This window comes from Streptomyces venezuelae (assembly GCF_008642295.1).
Classification (GTDB): domain Bacteria; phylum Actinomycetota; class Actinomycetes; order Streptomycetales; family Streptomycetaceae; genus Streptomyces; species Streptomyces venezuelae_C.
Genome location: NZ_CP029190.1, coordinates 7,210,709 through 7,233,778 on the forward strand (window position 1 = coordinate 7,210,709; position 23,070 = coordinate 7,233,778).

A 23,070-nucleotide genomic window follows, 5' to 3' on the forward strand; every position below is an offset into this window, starting at 1 on the left:
GGGCGGGGCTCACAGAGCGCCGGTGGACTAGCCTGCTGGCCGCACGCTTCGGGGATGTGAAGTGGGGAGCGGTGGGGGCGGGTTGGGGTATCCGGAAGATCCCATGCACAGCTTTGAGACGGTCGCGGGACGGGCGACCGTGTGCGTCATCGCCGGGGCATCGCCCGGGAGCCGGTTCGTCGGGACCGCGTTCTTCATCGCGCCCGGGGTGCTGCTGACGTCCGCACACGTGGCGCGATCCGCGCTCCGGGATGCCTCGGCCGGGCTGGTCGGTGTCCGTGGCGACCACGTCCAGGACGGTGCCGTCCTGCCGGCCCGCCTCCTGCGGTCCCTCGCCGCCGAGGAAGACCGTCCGGTGTCCCTCGGCAGGGACCTGGCCCTGCCGGAACTCGTCGGCGACCCCGTCGACCACGAATGCGTCTGGCTCGCCGGCCGGCATACGGCCCGGGCGCCGGCCTGCGGATACCGTGCCTGGTCCACCGAGCCCTCCGGCGCCCCTCCGCGCCCGCGCGGAGTCCTCGATTGCTGTCGAGGAAGGAGCGCAGCACCGGCCGGTGCCCTCTCTCACGTGGCGGCTGGTGCGTGTTCGCGGTTCTCGGTGAATGTGGTGTGTCGGTAGAAGGAGTAAGCCTTGCTCACTGCCTGGAGGAGGTTGGCAAGGGCGAGAGCCGTCCACAGGGCGGCAAGCCCTCCGGCTGTGGCTACCGGAGCGGCGACAGCGGCCAGGACTCCGTAGCAGATGAAGGTTGACACGAAACTCGGCACGGTGCGCTTGAGACCGATGAGGCCGAAGCCGACGACTGCCTGCAGCGCGTCGGTGACGACCACGGCCAGCACCAGCGGCAGAAGGTCCGTGATCTGTGGCCGCACATCGACATCCTGGGTGAACAGCGGAACGACCCACGAACTGAGGACGATCACCGTTGCCGCGATGAACCCCACAACGACCAGTGCCATCCACATTCCCGCCCGAACGCTGCGCCGGATACGCGCGCTGTCGTGCTTCGTTGCGTAGTCGGAGATCAGGGGGATGGTGGCCTGGCCGACCGCCACCGCAGCTGTGAAGATGAGGTTGACCAGGGAGATGCCGACGCTGTGCACCGCGGCGCTGTCCGTCCCGATCCTGGCCGCCGCGAAGGTCAATACGCCCAGGACCGCAAACTTGACGAGTACCGTGCCGGCCAGCGGAATCCCCACGGTGCCCAATGTCCAGACCTGCTTCACATGGGGCCGGCCCGGATACAAAGAGCGGCCGCTGAGCACGGTAGAGCGGCGGATGGCCACCTGGTTGACACAGGCGCTGATCACGCTGGAGGCGAGCATGGCGACGCCTGCCCCGGTCAGGCCGTAACCGGGCAGCGTGCCGGGACCACCCACGAGGAGGACGGACAGCGTGGTGGATGCGGCGGTGCCGAGCAGTCCGGCCCGCATCACCAACTTTGAGTGGCCCAATGCCACCAGGACGGACGTGGCTGACGAGCTGACCGCGATGGCGAGCACGCTGCCGGCCAGCAAGAGGGGGAAGATCCCCAGCTGGTCGAGGGTGGTGAGGGGGACCCCGGCCGCTTGGCCTATCAGAGGAACGGACGCGACCGCCGCAGCGGCGATGGTGCCGACGATGATCGCGAGCCACGTTCCGCTGCGTACCACGGGCAGGAGACGGTCAGGATCCTCCTTGCTCGGCGTGACAAACGGCATCACGCCGCGCAGCGCGCCCGCCACTGTGGCGGTAGCGGGGCTGAACACGGCCATGGCGATGGCGAAGGCCGCGAGGGTGGCGGTGGCGTGGTTGCCGAGCAGCGCGGTGTCGACCAGAGCGCCAGCTGAGGCGGCGATCATCGTCAGGTACAGCGGGAGCGCTGCCGCCGCTATCCCGAACCACGTACTGTGGCCGGCTGGTCTGGTCTCCTTGCTGATCACGGGTTCGATCATCACACTGTGGGAGCCGACAGGTCAGCTGAAGTGGCGAACTCGGTCCCGCTGGCTCAGCGGGCGGGCTTCTTGCGAGTCAGTCGCCTGGTCATGAGGGTGGTGAGTGCCCAGTTCAGGTGGGCTTCGGGCTGGGGCAGCCGCTCGTACATCGCGTGCGCTGCGGCGGGCGTTCATGCACCAGCCGACCGTGCGCTCGACTTTCCAGCGGCGGGGCAGGACGACGAAGCCCTTGGGTAGCGAGCCAGGTGCGGATCGAGCGTGCCCGTGATCACCAGGGTGAGACGGCCGAGGATCTGCCGGAACTGCCTCTTGTCGTACTCGATCCAGTCCGCCGGGTCGTCGGAGAACATGAACCCGTCCCGCCGCGTCCAGGTGATCGGCGTCAGGTTCTCCGCGGCGACGACGTCGCGGACGTGCCGGATGCCGCGGCCGACTTGCGAGCGGGTCAGGCGGGTGGCGGACATGTTCCCGCCTTCCACACCCGCGGCCGGGCGCGCCGGGAGCCCGCCGAACCGGCCCGTGAGGGACAGCTCGGCACCGCCCTGACCCCCACCACACCTCCGGCCCCTCCCGGAGATTCCGCGAGCGGGAACCAGTGTCCGTTCTGGCCGTTCTGACTGGTACGCGGATTTGACCTGGAATTATCAATGATGTCATGGTCTGTCTGTGACCGGGCGGATATTCCCATGATGATGCCCGGCTTCAGGCGTACTTCATGAACGTATGACACAAGGATGTGTGACGGAGGTGGTCGTTGTGCTCGACGGCGAGCCTCCCAGTTCCGCTTCCGCGTATTCCGTTCGGGGCTGAACAGCCTCCCGGCCACGGCAGCCCGGCAGTGTCCTGCCCGGCGTGCCCGTACATCCTTCCCGGGTTCCCCGTGCCGGACCTTCCCCTCATCCCCTTGTCCCCGCGGCGCCTTGCTGCGCCGCCGCTCCGCTCCACCCTGCCGGGCCGACGGCTGGCGCCACCCCTGCGGCACGACCGCTGTGGCATCGCCGGCCCGCAGACAGAAAGCGAGACCGAGACTCCATGCCCTTCAGTACCCGGCGGCACGCGGGACCGGCCGGCCGGTCCCGGCACACCAGGCGCATCGCCGTCTCCGCCGCCCTCCTCTTCGTCGTGCTGCTCTTTCCGCACCTGCTGCCCAACAGTCCGGGCCGGCTCGGCAGCCTCGCCGAGACCGTCCTCCCGTGGTTCGGCGTCCTGATACCGGTGCTCCTGCTGTGGGCGCTGATGCGCGGCTCACCCCTCGGGGTGGCCGCGACCCTGGCTCCGCTGGTGGCCTGGTGCTGTCTCTTCGTACCCGTCCTGACCGGCGCCCCTCGTGCCGCCCATGCCGAGTTCAAGGCCCTGACCTTCAACGTGGGCGGGGAACGCACCACCCCGGAGGAGATCGCCCGTGAAGTGATCGCCACCGGTGCCGATCTCGTCGCCCTGGAGAAGGTGCCGGTGCCGGACATGGCCAGGTACAAGAAGGCTCTCGCCGGGACCTACAAGCACCATGCCACCGACAACACCCTGGGCCTCTGGTCCCGGTATGCACTGCGCGACGTCGAGCCCATGGACCTGGGAGGCCGCTGGCCCCATGCGATCCGGGCCGTCGCGGCGACACCCGGCGGCGACACGGCCGTCTACGCCGTGCGCCTGCCCTCCGTACGCGTCCGGGTGAACGAGGGCTTCACGATCGGGCGCCGCGACGAAGCCGCCACCGAGCTGGCCGACCGCGTAGCCGGAGACCGGTCCGCCCGGGTGATGGTGCTCGGCGACCTCAACGGCAGCCTGGACGACCGGGGCCTCGCCCCCCTCGCCCGTCATCTCAGCCCCGCACAGGCAGCCGCAGGCAGAGGCTTCGGCTTCACCTGGCCCGCCGCCTTCCCCGTGGTCCGGATCGACCACGTACTCCTGCGCGGCCTGGAGCCGACGAGCACCAGCGTCCTGCCCGACCTGGGCAGCGACCACCGGCCCGTCCTCACCGGGCTGAGACGCGCAGCATGACGGCGCCGCCCCGGACACCCCCCGGACACCCCCGGACACCCGCCGAGGAGACCGGAAACGGTCGGCGAATGACGCTGCGCCGGCCCCGGGGCGCTCGCTAGGGTCGAAGGGCAACAGGGGTGATCGTGGCGAGCGGCGGGGGCGGCTGGGTGGGGCGACGGTTCTTCATCGGCATGGGCAGCGGCAGGTACTGCCACCTGCCACCGGACGAGCAGCTCGACGCCGTCCCCGCGGACATCCGCACGATGTCCGCCCTCTTCGGGCCCCTCGGCTATGAGCCGGTCCTCCCCGGACTGGGCGAGTACGACGGCGCGGAACAGGTCCGCCAGAAGCTGCGCCACTGGTCGGCCGACACCGCCCTCACGGGTGAGGACGTCGTGGTCCTCTACTTCGCCGGCCACGGCGCCGTCGAGGACCGCGACCGGCACTACCTGCTGTGCTGGGACTCGCGGGACACCGACCTCGCCGCCACGGCCCTGGCCACCGAGGACCTCGTCCGGATCCTCTGCAAGGGCGGCCTGCGCCACCTCCTGCTGATCCTCGACACCTGCGCGGCGGGCGCGGGCAGCGCGGACGCCTCGGCCGTGGCGCTGCAGACCATCGTCTACCGGGGCGCCGCGGGCGACGCCTCTGCGGGGCTCTGGTTCCTGGCGTCCGCACGACGCAAGGACGTGGCCGACGACGGTGCCTTCGCCGCAGCCCTCGGCGAGGCGATCGGCACCACGACCGAACGCACCGGGCAGCGCCAGCAGTACCTCGACCTCACCGAACTCGTGAAGGCCGTCAACGAGCGCTTCGAAGCCGACGGCCGCGGCCAGCGGGCGGAACTGGCCGGCAGCCTGGTCACCGGACTCGCCCCGTTCCTGGCGAACTCCGGCTACCGCGAGGAGTTACCCCCGCTCGGCACCGACCTGGAAGTCCAGCGCCGCGTGGTCGCCCGCGACCTCACCGAGCACTTCGGGCCCCGCTCCCGCGGCGTGGAGTTCGAGTCGGAGCAAGGCCTGTACTTCAGCGGCCGGGTGACGGTGCTGTCGGAGCTGGTCGGCTGGCTGACGGCCGCCGACGGCGACGGCCGGGGCCGGGTCGTCACGGGCAGCCCGGGATGCGGCAAGTCGGCGGTCCTCGGCCGGATCGTCGCCCTCTCCGACCCGGCCTACCGGGCCCGCCTGGACCTGACCGGCGGCGATCCCCGTACGGTCGTGCCCGAGGGCTGCGTCACCGCCGCCGTCCACGCGCGCCACAAGCGCCTGGAGGAGATCGTCGACCGGATCGCCGCCGCCCTCGGCACCGAGGCCGACGGATCGGCCGCCCTGCTCCAGGAACTCACCCGGCGCGGACGCCAGGGACCACCCCTGATCATCGTCGTCGATGCCGTGGACGAGGCCGGATCCGACACCGCCGCGGACGCCGGCGGCCATGGAGAGCCCCGCCGCATCACCCGCGAACTGCTGCGCCCCATGTCCGAGATCCAGGGGGTCAGACTCCTCGTCGGCACCCGCCACGAGCTCGTGACCCCGCTCGGCCCCACCTTCGTCTGCCTGGACCTGGACCGCGAGGAGTACCGGGCCGGCTCCGAGGACGTCACCGGCTATGTCGCCCGGGTCCTGCTCGCCGCCGAGGAGGCCGACGTACGCACCCCCTACCGCGGCCGGCCCGACCTGGCACGGGCGGTCGCGCGCGGGGTCGCCGACAAGGCCGCCGGTGTCTACCTGTACGCCCGCACCACGGCCCGTACCCTGCGCTCCGACGAGGCGGCGGTGGACATCTCGAAACCCCGCTGGGCCGAGGCCCTGCCCAGCGAGGTGGGCGAGGCCTTCGACGACTACCTGGCCCGCTTCGGCCCCGACGAGCCCAGGGTACGGCGCATGCTGCTGGCCCTCGCCTTCTCGGAGGGCAAGGGGCTGCCGCGCGGCCGGGTGTGGACCGCCCTGAGCTCGGTGATCTCCGGGGTCCCCTGCGCGGAACAGGACGTCAGCTGGCTGCTCGACGTCGCCGAGGCCTATATCGCGGAGGTCGTGGACGACGACCGGCGCTCGGTGTACCGGCTCTACCACAAGGCCCTGGCCGAGCACCTGCGCGCCACCGCGGACCGGCCGCCCGCCGAGATCCAGCAGTCCGTGGTCGACGCGCTGCGGTCGCTGGTCCCCGGGGCCGCCGAGGGGCATCCGGACTGGTTCGCCGCCGTGGCGTACGTACGCCAGCACCTCGCCACCCACGCAGCGGAGGCGGGCCGGCTCGCCGAACTGGTCCAGGACCCCGGATTCCTCCTGGCCGGTGAGCCCCTTTCACTGCTCCGGGCGTTCGCCGCCATCGAAGGTGAGGAAGCCCGCAGGATCCGGGGCGCCTACGAACAGGTCGCCCACCGGCTGACCCCCGAGCGGTCGCTCGGCGAACGCGCCGCCGATCTCCAGCTGTCGGCCCGGCGCTGCGGGGCCGACCGGCTCGCCGACCGGGTGGAGGAACTGGCCGTCATCCGGCCCTGGTCGGCGCGCTGGGCCTGGTGGTCCGCGAGCGGCGCGCACCGGCTGCTGGCCGGACACACCCGCAGGGTGTGGTGCGTCGCGGTGGGCCTGCTGGACGGTCGGCCCGTCGCGGTGACCGGAGGCCTGGACCGCACGGCCCTGGTCTGGGACCTCCAGGCGCAGCGGCAGATCGGCGATCCGCTCCCGGTGGGGATCGGTGTGAACGCCGTGGCCATCGGCGAAGTCGGCGACTACACCGTGGCGTTGACCGGAGGCGACGACGGCACCGTCCGGATCTGGGACCTCTCCGCAGGCCAGGAGTACGGCGAACCGCTCAGGGGACACTCCAACCGCATCGAGTCCATCGTGGTCGGCGCGGTGCGCGGACATCCGGTGGTGCTGACCGCGAGCGCCGACGGGACCGCCCGCATCTGGGACCTGGTCGCACGCCGCCAGCTCGGGGGCAGCCTCAGCGCCCACCGGCGCTCCGTCCAGGCCGCGGACCTGGGCGAACTCGACGGCCGCCCCATCGCCGTCACGGGAGGCGAGGACAAGGCCGTCCACGTGTGGGACCTCTCCGACGTCCTGGACGGCGGCGACGCCCGGCTCGACGGCAGCCCGCTGATCGGGCCGGCGATGGGGGTCACGGCGGTGTGCACCGCGGAGTCCGACGGCCGCGCCGTGGTCCTGGTCGGCGACGCGGCGGGCATGCTCAGCCGCTGGGACCTGGCCGACCGCCGCCAGATCGGCGAACCCGTCATGGCCCATGTCCATGTCACCAGCAGCGGGGTGTACTCCGCCTCGGTCGGCGTACTCGCGGGCAACCCGGTGGTGCTGACCGGCGGCAGCCGCAGCGCCCGCCTCTGGGACCTGCGGACACTGCGACCGCTCGCCCACCAACTGCGCGGCCACGTCGAGGACATCACGGCAGCGGCACTGGCGAGCCACGGGGACGCGGCCCTCGCCGTCACGGTCGGCGCGGACCGTACCGCCCGGATCTGGGACCTGACGGCGGACCAGCCGCTGGAGGGCCACACCCAGCCGGTCCGCGCACTGGCCTTCTGCGCCGGCCTCGGTCGCCCGGTGGTCGTCACCGGCAGCGAGGACGGCAGCGCACGGCTCTGGGACCTGCACACCCGGGAACAGGCGGGCGCTCCGATGGGCGGCCACACGGGCCAGGTGACGGCGGTGGCCTGCACGGTGGCCGACGCCCGGCTGCGGGTGGCCACCGGAGGCTCCGACACCACGGTCCGCCTGTGGGACCCCCTCCGGGGACCCGCCGAGGGCATGGTGCTGGAGGGGCACACCAACGCGGTACGGTGCCTGGCCTTCGGCGAACTGGACGGCCGGACCGTCGTGGTCAGCGGCAGCGAGGACGGCACCGCCCGGATCTGGGACACCGTCTCCGGCTCGCCCGTCGGCCCTCCGCTGACCGGCCACGTGGGCGGCGTCCGGTATCTGGCCGTACGCCGCGCGGGGCGGGGGATGGAGATCGTCCTGGCCACCGCCCTGGGCCACGCCTACCTCTGGCACCTCGGCCCGGACGCCGCCGGGCCCTCCGCCCGCCGGTCGGCCCACTTCGAGGTCACGGACCTGACGCTGTCCGCACGGATCGTGGGCGCCGCCTTCCACCGTACGCGCGCCGTCGTCCTCGCCGCACTCACCGGAAACAACGTGCAGGTCCACGACGTGGTCGACGGGAAGCGGATCGCCGGACCCTTCCTCGGCCACACCAATTTCGTGGCGGCCGGCACCCTCGGCCGGAACGGCGACGAGACGGTACTCGCCACGATCGGCCTCGACAACGCCGTGCGGGTGTGGAACGTGGAGACCGGAGAACCGCTGGGGCCGCACCTGGAGGTGTTCTGTTCACGGGGACCCGCCGGCGCCGACACACCCCCGGTGTTCGGATACGCCGGCGGAGTACCCGTGGTCGTCACCGCCAGCTCACTGGACGTACGGATCTGGGACCTCGCCACCCTGCGGCCGGTCGGAGAACCGCTCTGCGGGGTGGAACAGACCCTCCTGTCCGCCGACATCGTCCCCGGCGAGGACGGACGCGACCTGGTCGTCACCGGAGGACGCGACGGCGTCGTCCGCGTGCACGACCTGACCGACGGCCGCCAGGTCGCCCCACAACTGACCTTCGACGAGCTGGCCGTCGCCCATGTCACCACGGCCCGTCTCGGCGCGGACACCGTGGTGGTGCGCAGCAGCTGGATGAACTCCGACGTGTGGAGCCTGGAGCCGCGCCGCCGCCTGACCAAAAGGACCGGAACCGCCTGGCGGGCCGCCACCGAAGTGCTCGGCGACCGGCAGATCGTGGTCTCGGTCGCCCAGGACTACACCCTGCACGCCTGGGACCTGCGCACCCGGTCGCCGCACGGCGCCCCCATGGCCGGCCACACGGCCATGGTCACCGCCCTGCGCTCCGGGCTGCGCGGCGGCGTGCGCACCATCGCCAGCTCCTCCTACGACGGAACCGTCCGCCTGTGGGACCTGGAGACGGGGCGTCCGCTCGCCGAGCCCCTCGGCGGCCACGAACTCGGCGCGACCGGCCTCGAACTGGCCCGGGCCGACGGTGAGGACATCGTGGTCACCGGAGCCGGCGACGGCAGCCTGCGCATCCACACCTGCAACGGCGGATGGCGCCTGCGCGCCGAGCTGCCGCCGTTCTCGTCCGGTGTCAGCGCCATCCGCGTCCTGGACGTACAGGGCGTCCCCACCCTGATCGCCGCCGATCAGCACGGACTGATGCGGGTGTGGGACATGAACAGCGCCATCTGGAAGACCGAGATGCACATCGGCAGCGGCATCAACGGCTTCGCCGTCGACCCGGCCGGCCGGATCTGCGTCGCCACCGACATGGGCGTGGTCGCCCTGCGCCTGACGGAGGTCCGCCCGTGACCCGTATCGTCCTCGTCCACGGCATCGCCCAGGAAGTACGGGGCCCCGAGACCCTGCTCGCCGAGTGGTACCCGGCACTCGGCGACGGCCTGACGCTCTCCGGACACCCCGGTGTTCCGCGCGAGGAGGTCTCGATGGCCTTCTACGGGGACCTGTTCCGCCCCCGCGGCCATCGCGGCCTCGGCACGCCCGAGCTCGACGCCGCCGACGTCGAGGACGGGATCGATCGGGACCTCCTGCTCCAGTGGTGGGAACAGGCCGCCCGGCTGGAGCCGGCGGTGTCCGGGCCCGGCGACCGGGCCCGGCTGCGCACCCCGCACCTCGTCCAGCGGGCCCTGGACGCGCTCAGCCACTCCGCCTTCTTCGCCGGACTCGCCGAGCACCTCATGATCGGAGCGGCCCGGCAGGTGAGGCGGTACTTCACGGAGCCCGCCCTGCGCGAGGGGATCCAGGAACGGCTCGCCGCCGCCGTCACCGACCGGACCGAGGTCGTCGTCGCGCACTCGCTCGGCTCGGTCGTCGCCTACGAGGCCTTGTGCGCGCGGCCCCACCGGCCCGGCGTGGCGCTGGTGACCCTCGGATCGCCGCTCGGCGTCCGCAACCTGGTCTTCGACCGCCTCAGGCCGGAGCCCGCGCAGGGCCGGGGCCGCTGGCCCGGCCCCGTACGGCAATGGGTCAACGTCGCCGACCGGGGCGATGTCGTGGCGCTGGCCAAGGAGCTCGGCCCGCGCTTCGGCGAGCGGGTGCGCGACCTCTCGATCCACAACGGCGCCCGGGCCCACGACGTACGGCCGTACCTGACGGCGGCCCCGACCGGGAAGGCGATCGGCGAGGGCCTGTCCGGCCGGTGAACGTACAATCCGCCGCTGTCGCTGCCCGCCGATAACGGGAGGCGGTGCAGGCCGGGATGAGGGACACTCTGCCGGTGATCGTCATACAGCCCGTCCTGGAGGTCTACGCTCCCGACGCCTTCGCCCTCTGGCCCCTCACCCAGGGCGAGCCGTTCGGGTACCTGCCGCTCAGCGGTGAACTCACCGCAGCCGAGCTGGGGACGGCGATGATGCGCATCGCCCAGTGCAACGACATCGACCCCGATCCGCACGCGGGAGACGACCGCCCGCCCCGGCCGAGCGACCCGCTCGGATCGTTCCTGCACGGGCTGCTGACCTTCGACACCCCCTTCGCGGCCGGCGGCCTGCGCGTCACCGACAGCACCACGGGCAACACGCTGCTTCCCGGCTGCTGCAACGGGCTGGAGGACTGGCGTGAGTGGTACACCGTCGTGGACGGCAGCGGACCGGCCTTCCTCGGGCATGACCCGACCCCGGCCGTCGAGCTCGTGGGTGAGACCGTCCGGCTGGTCATCGACACCGAACAGAGCGACGGCCCGGTGATCGAGGTGCCCGCCAAGGAACTTCGCCGTCTGCTGGGCGGGGTCGAGCGGGACCTCGCCGACTTCCTCGCGCTGGCCGTCCGCTGGGCCGGCACCCACCTGCCCGACCACACCGCCCCCGTCACCGCCGCCCTCGCCCGCGTTCTCGACCTGCCCGCGCCGCCCGCGCTCACCCTCGGCTCCGTCCTGATCCGCGCAACCCACCACCGAACAAACGGAACCCAAGCCCCCCATTGAGGTGGCCGATAATCATCGATCATTACTCCTACTGCTTGGTAGAGTTCATGTAGCTGGCTTGACCAACCAGTTTGACCAACCACCTTGTCGGGGCGTGGAGTTACCGATTTCGGTATTCGTGCATGCACGCATTCGCCTGTCACTGAAGGCAGGTCTATTTGTCATGCATCCGTCCCGTGGTGAGCCGGCTTTCGTTTGAAATGTCTGCGGGGGAAAGAATCATGATGCGAAGAAGAAATCAGCCGACGGCTCTCCGCCGTGCCGCCACGCGCACCATCGTCGGCACCACCGCCATGGCCGCCGTCCTCGCGGCCGGCACGGTGACCACCGAAAGCGCGGCGTTCGCCGTACCGGTGCCGCCGCACAAGGAAGCGCGGGCAGTGGGCATCGGTACCACCGAGACCCAGCGCGTCGACGCAGCCGCCGTGGTCCGGCTGGACCCGACCGCGGACGTACTGCTGCTGAGCGACTACGACTTCGTCCACGCTCTGTGGCAGAAGGCCCGCGACGGCGGGGAGAAGTACGACTCGGTACGGACGGCGGCCGAGAAGGCGCTGGCGAGCACGGTGCCCGCCGACCACGTCACATACATCACCACCGGCATCCACGAGGCGTACCGGCTGGACCAGCAGCGCGAGCGCGACAAGGCGGAGGCCGACCGCCTGGCGCGGCTGGCGCGCCAGCAGGTCCTGACGGTCATCGGCATCCCCGGCAGCCCCGAGCTGCTGGAGCTCAACGACGAGAATTTCATCCGCGCGGTCCTGCGGCACACCGCCTCCGGCCCCGAGGTGCGCGCCGCCGCCACCTCGGCACTGACCGGCGACGCAGCCGCCCGGCGCGAGTTCATCGCCAACGGAGCCCGCGAGGCCCACAACCGGGACGTGGCGAGGGAACTGGCCGAGCTCGCCGAGAAGGACCGCAAGGAGGCGGAACTCCGCAAGAACCAGGCCGCGCGCAAGAACGTCGCCGCACTGTTCCGGGTCCCGATGACGCAGAGCCTGCTCGACGTCAGCGATGACACCTTCCTCCGCGAGATCCTGCGCATGGCTCCCGAGGACCTGCGGAACTCCGAGCTCCACCGGGCCGCCCAGCACGCTGTGGCCAGCATGAACCCGGGGCATGTACAGGGCTTCCTCTACGGCGGCGCCGACGCCGCCTACAAGCGCGACGACGCGGCGCGGCGCGAGAAGCTGGCCGAGGCCAACCGCGTCCTGACGCGCCAGATCCTCGCCGCGGCCAAGGAGACCGGGTACAACCCGAACCTGGTCGCATCGGCCGAGAAGGCGCTGGCCACCGGTGACCTGGCGGTCGCCGAGTTCCTCTCCGAGGCGGGCCAGAAGAAGGCCAGGCGGCAGTCCCTGTCAATGGGCTTCACCAGCCGGACCTCGCCCTGGCTGCAGCTCCGCCACAGCGGGGTGGCCGGCACATCGGCGTCCGTCGGCCCGGTGACCGCCTCCAGCCCGCAGGCCTGGCGGGAGAGCGCGACATGGCTCGTGATGCCGTCGCTGGCGGGGCTGCCCGGCTGCTTCTCCTTCGAGGCGGCGAGCAAGCCCGGCCACTACCTCAAGGGCACCGGGGAGTGGAACGGCCAGGTGACGCTGGCGGCGAACAACAACACCAAGGCCTTCCGGGAAGGCGCCTCCTGGTGCCCCATGCTGAAGGGCTGGGTGGGAGCGAAGCCCACGGCCGCCTGGTTCACCTTCCGGACGAACAACGAGATCTGGCAGGTGCAGACGAACCAGCGCAACGAGCTGTACGTGGACACCCCGTACAGCGAAGGCCGCACCCTGATGGCCGCCAACCCGGCGTGGGAGATCACCGCCCCGCTGGCCCCGTGATGGGCGCCCGGACCAACGCTCCGTCGAGGAGGGCCGTACAGACGATCCTGGCCGCCTCGACGGTGATCGCGGCGATGGCGGGGACCTTCACGGGAACAGCCCATGCCCGGGAAGCCGTGCCGTACACGGTGTCGTACCCGGCAGAGGCGCCGCACGCGGCGGAGGGCCCGCAGGCGGCGCTGGACGCTGCGGCTGCCGGCGCCCGCGAGCAGGTGCGGCGGGTCGCGCTGTCGGGGCTGCCGGCGGAGCTGCGGACCTCCGCGTGGAACGCACTGCGCAGCACCCGCGGCGACACGGCGATCACCGAGTGGCTGGCGGCGGGCGGCGGCTACGACCTGGCCAAGCAGCGGCTGCGGGACACCCGTACCCGCAACCGGATGTTCTGCGAGCGGGTGGTACGCACCCACCCGGCCGGCTTCGCCCCGCAGACCCGCGCCGCGGCGGAGCGGGCCCTCAAGGGCACCGACGCCGAACGGGCCGCCTTCGTCAAGACCGGCTACGCCCAGGCGCAGCAGGGCGACCGGGCCGCGCGGGAAGCGGCGGCCGGGGAGCAGCAGGCGGTACGGGAGCGCGACCGGGAGTTCGTACGGTCCCTGGCCGAACGCGACCCGGGCGAGCAGGTGCGGGTGTCGGCGCAGTGGGCCCTGCGGCCCGGTGCGACCGACGACGACATCCGGGAGTTCTACGGGTTCGGCTGGGTGACCGGCGCCACCCTGGACCTGGAGGGCCACCGGCTGCGCACCGCGGAATCCGAGGCGCTGCGCCACCGGTCCCTGACGCTGCTGCTGAAGGCGGCCGTCGAGGCCGAGGAGGCGCTGCGCGGTGCGTCCGACGCCGCCGCGGCCCGCGCCGAGGCCGAACGCGCCTGGCAGGCCGTCGCCGCGCACGCCCGTACGGCGGACACCGCGTGGCTGGCGGAGCGGGACCACGCGGCGCGGCAGGCGGAAACCTGGCGGGGCATCCAGGAGCTCGCCCAGGACGCGGCCGAGGAGATGTGGAAGCACCTCACCGGCCCCGCCGCGGAGAACCGGCAGTCCTGGCTCAAGGAGGAGCAGGACGCAGCCGTGGCCGCCGCCTTCTGGCAGGACATCCTGCGGAAGGCCCAGGACGGCGAGAACCGTGTGAAGGGCTGACCACCCTCACGGTCTGCCTGCTGTAGCGGGCCACACCCGGGTGCCCCGCCCCTGACCGGGCGGGGCACCCCTTTTTATCGCCAACTCACAATATTTCGGGGGATTTTCCTCATGGGAGAGATATTCCGGCCGGGGGCCGGAAGAAGGCGGCCCGGCAGCCGAGTGCGCGCCGCCACCGCCAGAGCCACGACCCGAGCCACCGCCAGAGCCGTGTCCGCGGCCATGGCCGTGGCGCTGCTGGTGGGCCTGACCGGACAGGGCGCCGGACCGGCGTCCGCGGCGACCGCCGCCGGGAAGCCGGCGGGCGAGGCCATCGACGCGCGCACCCTGGACACCATCCGGCGGGGGAGCGCGGCGCTCGCCGCCGTGCAGCCCGGCCGGCCGCCGGCAGCCGCGGCTTCGGAGCTGGACCGGATCAGCGATGAGCGTGACCGTCAACTGGTCGAGGACTACGCGGAGTTCGACGAGGAGGAAGAGGTCCGCGAGGCCGCCAGGAAGGCGCTGGAGAGTACCGATCCGAACGCGATCCGGGAGTTCCTGGAACGCGGCGAAGCCGAGGCGCGACAGCGTGCCAGGGACAAGCGGAACGCTGCCGACGTCGAGAACCGGCGCACGATCGAGGCATTGCGCGGCACCGGCGGCCCGTACTTCAACGCCGAGGTCGAGCGCGTACTGAAGGGCACCGCACAGGACCGCGCCGACTTCCTGGCGTTCGGCGCCGACATCGCCCGGCAGCGGGACAAGGCCGCCGAGCAGAACGAGCAGCAGCGCGCCGCGGAGATCCGCAAGCGGGTGGAGATGCTCGCCGCGATCGGCGGACCGGAGGTCAAGCGGGCCGCACAGGCGGCGCTGGCCACGAACGACGCCAAGGTGATCGCCGAGTTTCTGGACAAGGGCTACCTGGTCGCGGCGCAGAAGGACGCCGACGACCGCGCCGCACACGAGAAGGCGCAGAAGGAGGCGCTGGAGGCCGCCGAGCGGCTGCGCAAGCTCGCCGAGAACGCGACCCGCGCCGCCGAGGCCCGTACCAAGCTGATCGCCGCACACGGGGACGCCGTCAGGGCCCTCAAGAACGCCTCCAACGCCATGAGCCTGGCGGGGGCCGCCTCGCGGGACGCCGACCGGCTGCTCGCGGGGGACCGGTCGGGCAAACGGCTGTCGGACTACACGGAGGTGAAGAAGGAGGTCGCCCGCCAGGTGGGCTTCGCCGACACCGCCGCCAAGCAGGCCCAGGTGGCCGCCGGACAGGCCAAGGTCCAGGCGGACGTCCTGGTGGAGACCGGTCTGACGTACGGCACGCAGTGGTCCGATGTCGCCTCCGGCATCGCCGCGGCGTCCGACGCCGCGCTGCAGGCCACCCGTACCGCCCAGCACGCGGTCGACGCCACGGCGGCCGACGCGGCGGGCCTGAACGCCCAGAACCAGGCCGAGCTCCACGAGAAGCAGGCCAAGGCGTGGCGCACCAACGCGGAGCAGCACGCCAAGGCCGCGGCCGAGCTGGCCCGCCAGGCCGAGAAGCAGGCCAAGACCGCGGCGGACGCGGCTGCCAAGAGCCGGCAGGCGCGTCTCCAGGCGGAGCAGGCCGAGAAGACGGCCTGGGAGCACGCGCAGAAGACCCGGGACGCCCGCGTGGAGGCGCAGCGCCAGGCGAAGACCGCCGCAGAGCAGCGTGTCATCGCCCAGCGGGAGCGGGAGCTGGCCGCCGCCGCGCGCGAGCGGGCGGAACGGGAGCAGCAGGCGGCGGCGCAGGCACGGACCCGTGCCGAGGCCGACGCGCGTACGGCTTCGGCGAAGCGGGCCGAGGCGCAGGCGGCTGCGGCCACCGCGGCCGAGATGCGCGCGCGGGCCGCAACCCAGGAGGGCAATGCCGCCACCGCGGACAGGAAGGCCCAGGACGAGGAGACCAAGGCCCGCGACGCGCGGAACGCCGCCGCCGCGGCGGAGCGGCAGCACAAGGCCGACGAGGCACGGGCCAAGGCCACCGAGGCCCTGGCCGCCGCGGCGAGCGGCTCGTCCGACTCCCAGCTGGCGCGGCAGGCAGCGGACCAGGCGCGGTCGGACGCGAACGAGTCCCAGAAGGCGGCCGTGGCCGCCCGCAGCGCCGCCAACTCGGCCTCCGACGCGGCGACGAGGTCGCGGGCGGCAGCCATCGAGGCCTCGGGCGCGGCAGCCCGGGCGCGGGCGGCGGCCACCGAGGCCGGCGCGCACGCCTCGCGTGCCAACGCCGCCGCGAACACGGCGGAGGCTGCCGCGTTCGCGGCGAACGCGGCAGCGAACACGGCCGAGCGGGAAGCGGCCCTCACGCGGGCATCGGCCCAGCGGGCCACCACCAAGGCCGCCGAGGCCACGGCGCAGGAAGGCCGGGCGGGCACCGCCGCCCACGAGGCCTCCCGGCTGGCCGGGCTGGCCGCGATCCACGCCAACCAGGCGTTCCAGGCTGCCGACCGTACGCGGGAGGAGGCCGACGGGGCCGTCCGCGAGGCGGCCATGGCCCAGGTACAGGCCGGGGTGGCGGTCCAGGCGGCTTCCTCCGCCCGTACCACGGCGGCGGGCATCGCCGACCCGGCGAACACCGCCATCGCGTTCGCCGCACCGTTCGCCGGCACGGACGTCGGCGCCGACTTCGCGGTCACCATCGCCAACGCCGCCCTCAAGATGGGCAAGGAACAGGTCGCGTCGGCGGAGGCCAAGGCCGCGGAGGCGGTGAAGGCCGCGGAGGCCGCCGAGGCGGCGGCCAAGCGGGCGAACGCGCATTCCGCACAGGCCGCCATGGCGGCAGCGGCGGCGGCGCGTTCCACGGCGGACGCGGCGCGTTCCTCGGCCGCCGCGATGGCCTCGGCCGCGCAGGCTGCGGAGGACGGCGCCAAGGCGCGGGCCGCCGCGGCACGGGCCAACCAGGCCGATGCCCAAGCCCAGAGCGACGCCCAGCAGGCCCGTCAGGCCGCGACCGCCGCCTACGCGGACGCTGCCGCCGCCCGCACCGCGGCCACCCAGGCCGAGGCGGAGGCACAGCGGGCCCGGGCCGCGGCGACCGAGGCGGAAAACCAGGCCGCCGCCGCCCTCAGCGCCGCCACCCTGGCCGAGAAGGAGGCGAGCACCGCCCGGGCCGCCGCCACCCAGGCGGAGCGGGACGCCGCCGACGCCGCCAGACTGGCCCAGTCCGCCGAGGACCACGCCAGATCCGCGGAGACCGCGGCCTCGAACGCTGCGCAGCACGCCCGCGAGGCCGACGACGCGGCCAAGAGGGCCGAGGAGTACGAGCGCGAGCAGCAGCGCAAGGAGCGCGAGGAGGCGGCCAAGTCCCGGCAGTCGACTCCCGCCCTCGACGACCAGATGAAGAAGGCGCTCGCCGAGGCCGGCCTGTCACCCGAGGCGTACCAGGAAGCGCTGGTTCTGGCGGAGAAGAACCTCCTCGACTACCTGATGGAGAACGGCGCCGAGATCCTCGTCGAACTCTTCCTGGAGGACATCAAGGCCTGCATCGACGATCCCGACATCCCGACCTGCCTCTGGGCCATCGTCCAGAACCTCGGTCCGGCCAAGGCGCTCAAGATCGCCAGCAAGCTGCCGAAGATCGCGAAGGCCATCGCGGGCATCAACACCTTCCTCGACAAGACTGCAGAGGCGCGCAAGCACCTCAAGAAGTACGAGGAGGCGCTGGAGAAGATCAAGGCAGCCGCCTCCTGCCTGGTCGACGGCACGCCGGACAAGGGAAAGAAGCCGGGTGCCCGGGGAAGCGCGGTCAAGACCGCTCCGGCCGGCTGGCTCCGGACCGGCAACGGCACATGGGTGTCCCCGGGTCTTGCCTCGGCGGCCGACAAGCCGGTCCTGGCCAAGCTCTGCAAGGTCGAGTACGACAGCGGCGACCTGGCCACGGAGGCATTCCAGGCACGCCTGGACGCCGACTTCTGGGGAGCGCAGCACAATGTCGCCGTCGCGAGGGTCACCGGCCCTGACGGCAAGACCCGGCTGGTGCGCGGGTACAGCAACAACGACCGGCATGCGGAGCAGCACATCCTCGGCCAGCTGGGCGACAAGGACAAGATCACGGACCTGTACACGGAACGCGAGCCCTGCCCCGCCAAATGCACGCCTGCGCTGGCCACCGACCCGCGCGCCAAGGGGGCGAACATCTCGTTCTCCATGCCCTACGCCGACCCGTCGACTCCTGACGGAAAATTCATGAACAAGGTATGGACGGAAACGCTGGGCAACTGGATCAACCAGGCACGCAGCCGTAGGGGCCTGCCGCCGATGCGGACAGCATGACGAAACCAGGAGCACAGGAAAGGGCAGGAAAGACAGGTATGAGCGACGGCGATCCCACGGGAATCCCCGAACGGTGTGCGCCTTCTGAGGAAATGCGGCTGGTGCGCCTCGCATTCGCGGTGTCCGACACCCTGCGGCACGTGGGGATGCCGGCGGTCTACGCAGGCAGTTCCTACGACGGACTCAGCACCGGAGTCTCCGGGGCGGTCGTGTTCCACGCGCCGTACACCGACGCCTCGGCAGGGGTGTACGTCCACTGGATGCCCAGTCCGGCACTCCTCCAGCAGGTCACCCGCCCCGAGGGGCCGGATCCGCAGGCGGTGGCCCTCGGTTCCGCCGCGCAGCAAGCCATGCACACGGCCATCCGCGGCATTCTCACCGCGGGGGGCTGGCAGGTGACGGACCACTTCAACTCGGCCGCCGGGGAGGACTACCTGAAGGTCACCACGGCACCCGCCGCATAGGAGAGGACCCACAGAGGTGTGCCGGCCGGGGCCCTGCCCCGGCCGGCACACCCGTCCGCTCCGACGACAGCCCCTGGCCGTTCCGGCCGGTGCCCACGGTCACCGGGAGACGGCCCCCCGCGGAACTCCCATGCGTACGGTCCGCCCATGGCCTTGTCCTCCAGAACCTGCAGTCTGCGGGCGAGATCACCGTCGGCGTCGGCGTCGACGTCGGCGAAGGGCCGGCGGGTCACTGGGCGCTCGCGGTGGGCCGGACCACGATCTCGTTGACGTCGACCTGAGCCGGCTGGGACACCGCGTACGCGATGGCCTCGGCAATGGCGGCGGCCGGCAGCGCCACGGCACGGTAGGTCTTCATCGCCTCCCGGGCGGCAGGGTCGGAGATCCCGTCGGCGAGTTCGGACTCGGTCACGCCCGGGGAGACGAGCGTGACCCGGATGCTGCCGTCCGGGGACTCCTGACGCAGCCCCTCGGAGATCGCACGGACGGCGAACTTGGCCGCGCAGTAGACGGCGGCCGTCGGCGAGACCTCGTACGCCCCGACCGAGGCGATGTTCACGAACTGCCCGCCGCCCTGGGCCCGCATCACCGGCAGGGCGGTGGCGATCCCGTGCAGGACACCCCGCACATTCACATCGATCGTCCGGTCCCACTCGTCCACCCTCAGCGCATGAAGCGGCGACAGCGGCATCACACCTGCATTGTTGACCATCACATCCAGCCGGCCGTAGCGCTCCCGGGCGGCGGACACAAAGCCGTTCACATCGGCCGCGTCCGTGACGTCCAGCCGGCGGAACGCCGCGATACCGCCCGCGATCGTGATCTCCCGGGCCAGTGCCTCGAGGCGGTCGGTGCGGCGCGCGCCGAGAAACACCCGGTGCCCATCGGCGGCCAGCCGCCGCGCGGTCGCCTCCCCGATACCACTGCTCGCTCCGGTGATCGCCACGACCTTGGCTGCCTCTGCCATTACTGCTCTCCCTCTCGACGACGTACGAGACCGAACCCGCAGGAGGCCGGAAAACCCGGCCCCCCGCTCGTTCCACCGAGTCTGGGCGGGCCGTGACGCACCGCCCAGGCCGGGCGTTGCCCGGGTGCACCACACCCAGGCAGAGCCCCACCGCCGTCGCCTAGCCTGACCCCATGCCCGACAACCAGCTGGGAGAGTTCCTCCGCGCCCGCCGAGCGGGCCTTCGCCCCCAGGACGTCGGCATGCCCGGCCACGGGGTGCGCAGGGTGGCCGGACTGCGCCGGGAGGAGGTCGCGGTCCTGGCCGGCGTGAACGTGGACTACTACACGCGCCTGGAACAGGGACGCGAACGCCACCCCTCGGCCCAGGTGCTCGACGCCCTCGGCCGCGCCCTGCACCTGGACCCCGACGCCCACGCGCACCTGCACCGACTGGCCGGAACGGCACCAGCCGTCCCCCTCGCGCCCACTACCCCGGACCGGGTCGGCCCCGCCCTGCGCCAACTGCTGGACGGCTACCCCGGCGCCCCGGCATTCGTCATCAACCGCACCCTGGATGTCCTCGCGGCCAACGCCCTTGCCCAGGCCCTGTACTCGCCCTTCGAACCCGCGGACAACCTCGCCCGCATGGTCTTCCTCGACCCGGCGGGACGGCGCTTCCACACCCGGTGGGGCCACACGGCCCAGGCAGTCGTGGGCCACCTCCGGCAGGCAGCCGGCCTGGAACCCGGCAACCCGCGCCTGCGCACCCTGCTCCGCGACCTCACCGAACACGACGCGGACTTCGCCCGCCTGTGGAACACCCACGCCGTGCGGGGCAAGACCTCGGACGCCAAGCACCTCCTCCACCCGGACGTCGGCTCCCTGACCCTCACCTACCAGGCCTTCGACGTACGGGAGGCGCCGGGCCAGCAACTGGTCGTCTACCAGGCCGAACCCGCCACCCCCAGCGCCCAGGCCCTCACCCTCCTCGGCACCCTCCACGCCACCGCCCAAGAGGTTGTCCGATAAACCGGTCGTGATGTCGAATAAGACGATCACCGTCCGCGGAGAAGGATTCAGCGATGACCGATCGGCCCCGCACGTTCGTCTGGTGGACGGTCGCCGCCGCCGGGCTTCTCACAGCGGCGCTGGTCAGCTTCCTCACGGACCTGACCAGCAACCAGAGCCCCCCGTCCCTCACCGTCTCCGATGTGGAGGGGACCTGGTCGGCTTCCGGCGATGAACGTCTGATGGTCCGGGCAGACGGCTCCGCAGAGCTGGCGGGGGTGACCGAACCCGAGGTGAACTGCGGGCAGCACACCGGACCGAATCCCTCCCGCTACACCGGCCCCGCGACCTGGGTGTTCGACACGTACCCGGACGAGTCACCGGGAATCAGATTCGACTACCCAGGCCCCGCCACCGGCAAGACATGCCGGATCCACCTCTCCCTGTCCATCTCCGACCAGCACGGCACCCGAGGCTTCCTGCCCCACGCCCCGGACCAGTCGTACACGCGCGGCGCCGGGTGAGGAGGGGCGGCGGTCGTGGGAACGCGGGTGGCGCCCCAGAACGCACTGTCAGACAGCCCCCTTACCATGAGCCACCTCCCGATCCCCCCGGGCCGGCCGGCCGGTGACGCTGTGTCAGCCCCGCCCTCGCGCGAGGAGCCGCCCCATGCCGTCCAGCACCACCACCACTCCGTCTCCGCCTCCGTCTCCGCCGTACGTCGTCCCCTACGGGGAGCCGGCGGGCAGCGTCGCGCGGTATGCGCTCGTCGGCGCCGACGGCCGGCTGGTGCGGGCGCCGGACCTGAGCGCGGTCGGGGTGTTCCGCCCGGACGGCCGGTGCGGGTTCGTCGCCCCCGCCGCCGACGAGGACGGCCGGTGCGGCTACCTCGACCACCGCGGTGAGTGGCTGGCCGAACCGGCGCTGCCGTACACCGAGAGGTTCGAGGACAACGGACTCTCCCGGTTCCGGTCAGCGGACGGCCTCTGGGGCTACGTCGGCACGGACGGCATACCCGTCATCCCGGCGACCCTGACCGAAGCCTTCCCCTTCCGCCACGGCCTGGCCGTCGCCCACACCGAGGACGGAGCGGGCTTCATCGACGCGACCGGCCGCTTCGTCATCCGCCCGCAGTACGCCGCGGCAGGCGCGTTCGCGCCGAACGGGCTCGCCGGCGTACGAGTGGCCGACAGCGGGCTCTGCGGATACATCGACCGCACGGGCCGTACGGTCATCGAGCCGCAGTTCGACGGCGCGAGCCCCTTCGGCCCCGACGGCTCGGCGCCCGTCCGCATCGGTGAACTGTGGGGCCTGATCGACGAGAAGGGGGAGTGGGTCGTCGAGCCGTCCTTCACGATGCTCAAGCCCTTCGACGCGAACGGCCTCGCGTACGTCCTCGGCGGCACCGCCGGCGACCGCTTCCGGGGCTTCCTGAACGCCCGCGGCGAGCTGGTGATCAAGGCGGACAGGAACCGGCTGTCCGAGGACTTCCGGTGCGGTCTGGTCCGCTTCGACGACGGCTCCGCACACGGCTACCTCGACGCCACCGGCGAAGAAATCATCGAGCAGGAATACGAGTGGGCGGAGGACTTCGACACCGCCGGGGCCGCGGTGGCCCACCATCTCGAACCCCTGGACGAGGAGAACCCCGGGGGAGACCCCGAACAGGCCCGGGCCGCAGCCGCCGGCCGCCCCTCCGGGCGGGCGTGGGGCGTCCTGCGCTCCGACGGACGGTTCCTCCCCGTCCACCACCTGGAACCCCTCACCGACGCCGGGGGCTGGGTCCACGGGTTCGGCTTCGGGACCGGCCTCGCCGCATTCGTCACCCGCGACGGCGCCGTGGCCCACGTGGACCGCGACGGCCGGGACGTCTGCCGGGTCGAGGCCACCGCCGACGGTACCGCCCTGCGCCTGGTGGACCCGGCCGGGACGACCCTCTGGGAGACCACCGGGCCCGAGGGCACCTTCGCGCGCGTCGAGCCCACCCACTGCCAGGAGGCGCACTCCTACCTGGTCTACCCCGGTGCCCCGGAGCGGGACGTCGCCGACCTCGCGGAGGAACTGCTCGCCGCCGCGCCCCGCCGCTTCGAGCCCTGCGGGCTGATCTGCGACTCGAGGGAGGACCCGTACGAGCCGGCCGAGCCGGACGGCACCTCGTTCGGCGCCATGAGCGTACTCGCGCAGACCTTTCTCTATGCCGAACACCAGCACGACTTCCCCTTCCTCCAGGACTGGGCGATCGAACGGTTCGACGAGATCGAGGCCGAGGCGATCGGCCGGCTCACCGCCCGCTTCGGCGAGCCGCTCCCGGGTGTCGAGGTGTGCCTGCGCTCCGGCGACGGCGAGTCGTGCACGGTGTGGCAGACCGGCGAGCAGCAGCTCGTCCTGCAGTCCTACTTCCTGGTCGGCGACGGGGACGCGGAGATCCAGCTCTGGCTCGCCGCCATCGCGGCACCCCACGGGAACGCACAGCCGTAGGGC

Annotated in this window: 15 protein-coding genes and 1 pseudogene; 12 read left to right on the plus strand and 4 right to left on the minus strand. The window is 72.4% G+C overall.

All coding sequences use genetic code 11. The features are described from left to right. The first annotated feature begins 103 nt into the window (after positions 1-103). The gene (locus DEJ50_RS32175) at positions 104-619 is read left to right on the plus strand and encodes a hypothetical protein (protein WP_150211568.1); all 516 of its coding nucleotides are present in this window, start codon (positions 104-106) and stop codon (positions 617-619) included. Here DEJ50_RS32175 and DEJ50_RS32180 read toward each other — a convergent pair. The 3 genes and pseudogenes from DEJ50_RS32180 to DEJ50_RS34960 form a co-directional block, all read right to left on the minus strand. Then, a complete protein-coding gene (locus DEJ50_RS32180) occupies positions 565-1,920 on the minus strand; it encodes an MATE family efflux transporter (protein WP_223838006.1) in 1,356 nt (451 codons plus the stop codon). The genes DEJ50_RS32175 and DEJ50_RS32180 overlap by 55 nt on opposite strands. 65 nt (positions 1,921-1,985) lie before the next feature. Further along, positions 1,986-2,160, minus strand: a pseudogene (locus DEJ50_RS34955) (IS5/IS1182 family transposase); the annotation flags it as partial. Then, positions 2,103-2,396 (minus strand): hypothetical protein, encoded by a 294-nt coding sequence (locus tag DEJ50_RS34960; protein ID WP_223838224.1) that lies wholly within the window; start codon positions 2,394-2,396, stop codon positions 2,103-2,105. The gene DEJ50_RS34960 and the pseudogene DEJ50_RS34955, both read right to left, overlap by 58 nt. A gap of 568 nt (positions 2,397-2,964) precedes the next feature. Between DEJ50_RS34960 and DEJ50_RS32190 the strand changes: the two genes are divergently transcribed. The 8 genes from DEJ50_RS32190 to DEJ50_RS32225 all read left to right on the plus strand — a co-directional run bounded on the left by DEJ50_RS32190 (position 2,965) and on the right by DEJ50_RS32225 (position 18,633). Then, positions 2,965-3,930, plus strand: coding sequence for an endonuclease/exonuclease/phosphatase family protein (locus DEJ50_RS32190; RefSeq protein ID WP_150211570.1), 966 nt, complete (start codon positions 2,965-2,967; stop codon positions 3,928-3,930). A 125-nt stretch (positions 3,931-4,055) separates the two neighbouring features. Continuing rightward, the gene (locus tag DEJ50_RS32195; RefSeq protein WP_223838007.1) at positions 4,056-9,299 is read left to right on the plus strand and encodes a caspase family protein; all 5,244 of its coding nucleotides are present in this window, start codon (positions 4,056-4,058) and stop codon (positions 9,297-9,299) included. Continuing rightward, positions 9,296-10,150, plus strand: coding sequence for a hypothetical protein (locus tag DEJ50_RS32200; protein WP_150211571.1), 855 nt, complete (start codon positions 9,296-9,298; stop codon positions 10,148-10,150). The genes DEJ50_RS32195 and DEJ50_RS32200 overlap by 4 nt, the downstream gene beginning before the upstream one ends. A 74-nt stretch (positions 10,151-10,224) precedes the next feature. After that, on the plus strand, positions 10,225-10,929 hold the full coding sequence (locus tag DEJ50_RS32205; RefSeq protein ID WP_223838008.1) for a hypothetical protein: 705 nt from the start codon (positions 10,225-10,227) through the stop codon (positions 10,927-10,929). Positions 10,930-11,150: 221 nt separating this feature from the next. Continuing rightward, positions 11,151-12,767, plus strand: a complete 1,617-nt coding sequence (locus DEJ50_RS32210) for an AbfB domain-containing protein (RefSeq protein ID WP_223838009.1) — start codon at positions 11,151-11,153, stop codon at positions 12,765-12,767. Beyond that, entirely contained in the window at positions 12,767-13,900 is a 1,134-nt protein-coding gene (locus DEJ50_RS32215; RefSeq protein WP_223838207.1) for a hypothetical protein, read from the plus strand. The genes DEJ50_RS32210 and DEJ50_RS32215 overlap by 1 nt, the downstream gene beginning before the upstream one ends. 210 nt (positions 13,901-14,110) lie before the next feature. After that, positions 14,111-18,169 (plus strand): hypothetical protein, encoded by a 4,059-nt coding sequence (locus tag DEJ50_RS32220; protein WP_190344816.1) that lies wholly within the window; start codon positions 14,111-14,113, stop codon positions 18,167-18,169. Positions 18,170-18,270: 101 nt separating this feature from the next. Beyond that, positions 18,271-18,633, plus strand: a complete 363-nt coding sequence (locus DEJ50_RS32225; protein WP_150211572.1) for a hypothetical protein — start codon at positions 18,271-18,273, stop codon at positions 18,631-18,633. Between the two features lie 229 nt (positions 18,634-18,862). Here the strand turns inward: DEJ50_RS32225 and DEJ50_RS32230 are convergent, their stop codons facing one another. Next, entirely contained in the window at positions 18,863-19,600 is a 738-nt protein-coding gene (locus DEJ50_RS32230; RefSeq protein ID WP_150211573.1) for an SDR family oxidoreductase, read from the minus strand. A gap of 173 nt (positions 19,601-19,773) precedes the next feature. On the opposite strand from DEJ50_RS32230, the gene DEJ50_RS32235 reads away from it, so the two are divergent. The 3 genes from DEJ50_RS32235 to DEJ50_RS32245 all read left to right on the plus strand — a co-directional run bounded on the left by DEJ50_RS32235 (position 19,774) and on the right by DEJ50_RS32245 (position 23,067). Next, positions 19,774-20,610, plus strand: a complete 837-nt coding sequence (locus DEJ50_RS32235) for a helix-turn-helix transcriptional regulator (RefSeq protein WP_150211574.1) — start codon at positions 19,774-19,776, stop codon at positions 20,608-20,610. A 53-nt stretch (positions 20,611-20,663) separates the two neighbouring features. Next, on the plus strand, positions 20,664-21,113 hold the full coding sequence (locus tag DEJ50_RS32240; RefSeq protein WP_150211575.1) for a hypothetical protein: 450 nt from the start codon (positions 20,664-20,666) through the stop codon (positions 21,111-21,113). Positions 21,114-21,258: 145 nt separating this feature from the next. Beyond that, positions 21,259-23,067 (plus strand): WG repeat-containing protein, encoded by a 1,809-nt coding sequence (locus tag DEJ50_RS32245; RefSeq protein ID WP_150211576.1) that lies wholly within the window; start codon positions 21,259-21,261, stop codon positions 23,065-23,067. Positions 23,068-23,070: the final 3 nt, after the last annotated feature.